General features: G+C 63.4%; 2 protein-coding genes and 1 pseudogene. 2 read left to right on the forward strand and 1 reads right to left on the reverse strand.

The genetic code is table 11. The features are described 5' to 3' along the window. On the reverse strand, positions 1-1,343 hold a 1,343-nt coding region (gene dnaK / locus EN884_RS25185), incomplete at its 3' end, for a molecular chaperone DnaK (protein ID WP_128360792.1). Positions 1,344-1,556: 213 nt separating this feature from the next. On the opposite strand from dnaK, the gene EN884_RS25190 reads away from it, so the two are divergent. Both EN884_RS25190 and EN884_RS25195 read left to right on the forward strand, forming a co-directional pair. Further along, on the forward strand, positions 1,557-3,800 hold the full coding sequence (locus EN884_RS25190; protein WP_063169677.1) for a hypothetical protein: 2,244 nt from the start codon (positions 1,557-1,559) through the stop codon (positions 3,798-3,800). Positions 3,801-3,810: 10 nt separating this feature from the next. Next, positions 3,811-5,148: pseudogene (locus EN884_RS25195) on the forward strand (DUF11 domain-containing protein); the annotation flags it as partial.

A 5,148-nucleotide genomic window follows, 5' to 3' on the forward strand; every position in this document is an offset into this window, starting at 1 on the left:
GCCTTGTTGTCGGCGGCCATTTCGCGCTCACCCTGGAAGACCCGGATGGTCACTGCCGACTGTGAGTCCTCGGCCGTCGAGAACACCTGGCTCTTCTTGGTCGGGATCGTCGTGTTGCGTTCGATCAGGCGGGTGAACACGCCACCCAGCGTCTCGATGCCGAGCGACAGCGGCGTCACGTCGAGCAACAGCACGTCCTTGACGTCGCCCTGCAGCACGCCGGCCTGGATGGCGGCGCCGAGAGCGACGACCTCATCCGGATTGACGCCCTTGTGCGGCTCCTTGCCGAAGAACTGCTTCACGATTTCCTGGATCTTGGGCATGCGGGTCATGCCGCCGACCAGAACGACTTCGTCGATCTCGCCCGCCTTCAGGCCGGCATCCTTCAACGCCGCCTTGCAAGGGGCAATCGTGCGCTGGACGAGGTCGTCGACCAGCTGCTCGAACTTGGCGCGCGTCAGCTTCAGCGTCAGGTGCTTCGGCCCGGTCGCGTCGGCGGTGATGAAGGGCAGGTTGATTTCGGTCTGGGTGGTCGACGACAGCTCGATCTTGGCCTTTTCAGCCGCCTCCTTGAGGCGCTGCAGGGCAAGCTTATCGTTCTTCAGGTCGATGCCCTGTTCCTTCTTGAACTCGGCCGCCAGGTATTCGACCAGGCGCATGTCGAAATCCTCGCCGCCGAGGAAGGTGTCGCCATTGGTCGACTTGACCTCGAACACGCCATCGCCGATTTCGAGCACCGAAATGTCGAACGTGCCGCCGCCAAGGTCATAGACGGCAATGGTCTTGCCTTCCTTCTTGTCGAGGCCATAGGCAAGCGCTGCCGCGGTCGGCTCGTTGATGATGCGCAGCACTTCAAGGCCGGCGATCTTGCCGGCATCCTTGGTCGCCTGGCGCTGGGCGTCGTTGAAATAGGCCGGAACGGTGATGACCGCCTTCTCGACCTTTTCGCCGAGATAGGCTTCCGCCGTCTCCTTCATCTTCTGCAGGATCATGGCCGAAATCTGCGAGGGCGACTGCTTCCTGCCGCCGGCTTCGACCCAGGCATCGCCATTGTCGCCCTTGACGATCTTGTAGGGGACAAGCTTCTTGTCCTTCTCCGTCACCGGATCGTCATAGCGGCGGCCGATCAGGCGCTTGACCGCGAAGATGGTGTTTTCAGGATTGGTGACCGCCTGGCGCTTGGCCGGCTGGCCGACCAGACGTTCGTCGTCGCCCGAGATGGCGACGATGGAAGGCGTCGTGCGCGCGCCTTCCGCATTCTCGATTACCTTGGGCTCCTTGCCATCCATGATGGCGATGCAGGAGTTGGTGGTGCCGAGATCGATACCGATTACTTTTGCCATTTCTCTAGTCTCTCCGCTAAGCAGGCTCTCAGGACCCGTACAGGCGTTCCGACGAAAGCCCCTGTTCACAAGAAATCCCGTTCCGGCAACCGGCATTCCGGCGCCGAACGGCTTGGCGCGTATATAAGAACAGGCGGCATCGCGCGCAAGCATTCTGCGCAGGCCTTCCATGAACCTTTCCATCTCCGCCCGCGACTGATCTCTAGGTGCCGCATGGTGCGGCCCGGAAAGGAAGCCCCCATGACCAATAACCCAGAGGCTCTGCGGTCTCCGGGAACAACAGGAGCTCGGCGCGACCACCGCCTTCGGGACGGGGTCGATGCGCTGGGCTTTCCGCTGATTCCGTTGACCCTGCGTAAGACCAGGCGTATCGTCGTCTTGAGGAAAGCAGACAATTCGATCAGGGAAGAACGAGCCGGACCGCCGCGCCTTGCCCTGATTTGCGCGGCCAGCCCCGACGTTCTCCCGTCGACTACGGGGGGTAGTGTCATGTCTCGCATCCGCGGCTCGTTCGTGTCGTCTCTTGATGGCGGCTTGCGCCGTGCTGTGCATCCAGGCGGGTTGCTGGCGCTGGCACTCGGCCTGTGGCTGGGCGCCGCGCAGGCGCAGGAAACCCGGATCATCTATCCCGGCTCGATGGCGGTGACCGGATTCTCCGGCACCATCATTCCCAATTTCGACCCCCCTGATTCCGAAAAAGAGGGCCTGCCGCCCGGCGTCGATCCGGTCGACGAAACCTTCATCGACCCCACGCGCGCCACCTTGCGCGTGTTCGACGTTTCGCATCTGGGCGGCCCAGCCTCCGGCCAGCTGGTCAACACGCCGCCGCCCTTCGAGGTGACGGCGGAGCAGATCGGCCAGGTGTTCGGCGTCACCTATGATGACGGCGTGCGCGACGGCGTTCCATCGGGCATTCCCAATCTCTATGCCGGCGCCACCTCGCTGCACGGCATCCGTATCGTCACCCCGGATGCCGACGATGACGGCCGCCCCGAGAGGCAGCGCCGCGGCGCTGCCGGCGCCACCTTCATGGATGGCCAGTTCGGCACCGAAAACGGTGGCGGGCCGGGCACCGTCTGGAAGATCGACGGCATCACCGGCCAGGTCTCCAAATTCGCCGACATCGACACCAACAGCGGTCCCGGCATCGGCAATCTCACTTTCGACGCCACTCACCGCGAGTTCTTTGCGTCCGATCTCGACACCGGCCTGATCCATCGCATCGACGCCGAAGGCAGACTGATCGACAGCTTCGATCACGGCGTTGCCGGCCGGCCCACGCATGGGCTCGCTCCCGTCGCCGACGATGGTTCGGTGATGGACATACAAGGTGCCGCCTTCGATAGCGAAGACCCCGACAGCTGGGGCTACACGCAGGACGAGCGCCGCGTCTGGGGTGTCTCCTACCATGGCGGCCGGCTCTACTATTCGGTCGGCGAAAAGTCGGAAATCTGGTCGGTGGGCATCGCCCGCGACGGCAGTTTTGCCGGTGACCCGCGCTGGGAACTGACGGTCAGGGCCGACAAGGACTACGCCGTCACCGACATCGCCTTCGACAACAGCGGCTTCATGTACCTGGCCCAGCGCGGTCCGGTCGAAAACCGTTACGATTACGGCCAGTTCGCCGATTCCGGTAAAGGCGAGGTCATCCGCTACTTCCGGGAGAACCCGGACGATCCGGAAACGGAATCGGTCTGGGTCGAAGTGCCGCAGGAATATGCGGTCGGCTTCCCCCAAGGCAACCGGCAGTCGGCCGGCGGTCTTGATCTGCAATATGGCTATGATGCCGACGGCAATCTCGACAGCTCCGTCTGCACGCAGACGCTGGTCAACACGGGCGACAAGCTGCGCGACAATCCTTCACTCGCCGAACAGCTCGCAGCCGGCGGGCCGCTGGCCGTACACGGTGTGCAGATCACGCCGAAAGAGCTGGTCAAGCCGGCCAATGTGCCGCCCTTCGGCTCATGGTTCGTCGACTTCGACGGTTATTTCGAAGACCCGGAGGTCGAGGGCCATGTCGGCGATGTTGCCGTCTGGCACCCTTGCGAGGGCCGCGCCGGCTATTACGAGGAAATCCCGGGCGGCTACCTGCCCCCCTTCTACCCGCCGGATTTCCCACCACCCGGCAACCTGCCTCCATGTCTCGACGTCGACGACGTCCAGTATTACTGCACGCCTTCCGGCCTCGAGGCCGATCTCTATCTCCATGACCATGCCGGCTTCGGCGGCGATTCGATCAAGGTCCAGTCCAGGACGCCAGGCGTCGGGGTGACATCATCCCAGTCGCATGCGCCCGGCAAGCCCTACACGATCGACATCACCGGCCACTATCCGGGCGACACAGTCGATGTCGGGCTCTGCTTCTACAGGAAGTCCGACAAGGACAAGGGTGGCTATTACCCTTGCTGCAAGATGACTTTGCCGCTCAGAACCCCAGCCGCCAGCTGCGAACGTTGAGGAGGGGAAGATGAAAAATCTCGCACTCTCCCCGCTCGCAACGAACGCCCAAACAACCGTCATGGAGACGATCATGAAACCCCTGTCATACGCCAGGCGCGGCGCGCGCTGGCTGATGGCGGCCGGTATCGCGGTCGCCACGTTCACCCCGGTGCAAGGCTTTGCAGAAGACGCTGCCTCGATCACCCCGGAGCTGAAGCTCGATCTCGACAGTTCGCGCGTCGTCACTCCGAGGCCTGACCAGGTGGTGCCTTTCTTCACCAAGACAGGCGTTCAAAGAGGCTGCGATTACGTCGTCTACTCGCTGAGCTTCGGCTTGCGCGGCGATCCGCAGGGCCTTGCCGACCCGAGCCTCGAGGCCAGGCTGAAGAAGGTCAGGATCGACTTCAAGGACCAGCTTCCGCACGGCCTTGCGATCATCAACGTCAACGTGTCCGGCGACGGCACGGATTCGTCCGGCGGACCACTGCCGGGTGCAACGATCAGCACTTCGGCAAATCCGAACGATACTGCCACGGTTTCCGATTTCCGCATCTCCACGTCCGATGTCGACGGCGTCGGCGCTGCCAACGAGCGTGTGATCAACTTCGCGATCACGGCCAAGATCGATCGTGCGGCATTTCCCGCGCCGACGATCGTCGACAACCAGGGCATGATCAAGGTGACGGCCGGACCGGGCACCGGGACCATCATCCCATCGCAGGATCCGAGCAAGCCCGACGACGGTGACTTCAAGACCGGCGTGAAGACCTCGATCAAGATCGACGTCACCAAGTGCAATCCGCCACCGCCACCTCCCGGCAAGGAATGCTTCAAGGTGGAACGCGGTACGGTCGACTGCGTGCCCGGCGGCGGCGCCTTCATCTATCACATGCCGGTCGGCCCGGAGATGGGCGGCAAGTGGGTGCAGGTGTCGACGAGCACGCCCGGCATCAACATCATCCCCGATACCCAATTGGTGCCGGCGGGCGGCGGTGTGCTCAACTGGAAGATCGTCGGTGCCTCGCCCGGCGACGTCATCCACCTCATCGTCACCGGCATCGAAACCTATGCCGGTCCGAAGGAAGGCTGGGGCCTGTGCTGCACGCAGACGATCGACATCGTCATCCCGCGTGACCAGAGGTGCCCGCCCAGGGACAAGGAGCCGGACCTCAAGGTCGAGAAACGCGCCGACGTGACGCGTTGCACGATGGGCGGCGGCTGCGACTTCACCATCAGGGTCACCAATGTCGGCACCGGAGCCTACCACGGCAAGATCGTGCTCGACGAGGTGACGCTGCCGGCCGGCTCGACGCTCGATTCAGGGCCAAATCCACCTTGGGTCTGCGTACCCGGAACCACCCCGATG

It is taken from the genome of Mesorhizobium sp. M7A.F.Ca.AU.001.01.1.1 (assembly GCF_004022735.1).
Classification (GTDB): domain Bacteria; phylum Pseudomonadota; class Alphaproteobacteria; order Rhizobiales; family Rhizobiaceae; genus Mesorhizobium; species Mesorhizobium ciceri.

Excerpts from the sequence above, each read along its gene's own strand:
- EN884_RS25190 (WP_063169677.1), top strand. The coding sequence starts at position 1,557 with ATGGTGCGGCCCGGAAAGGAAGCCCCCATGACCAATAACCCAGAGGCT.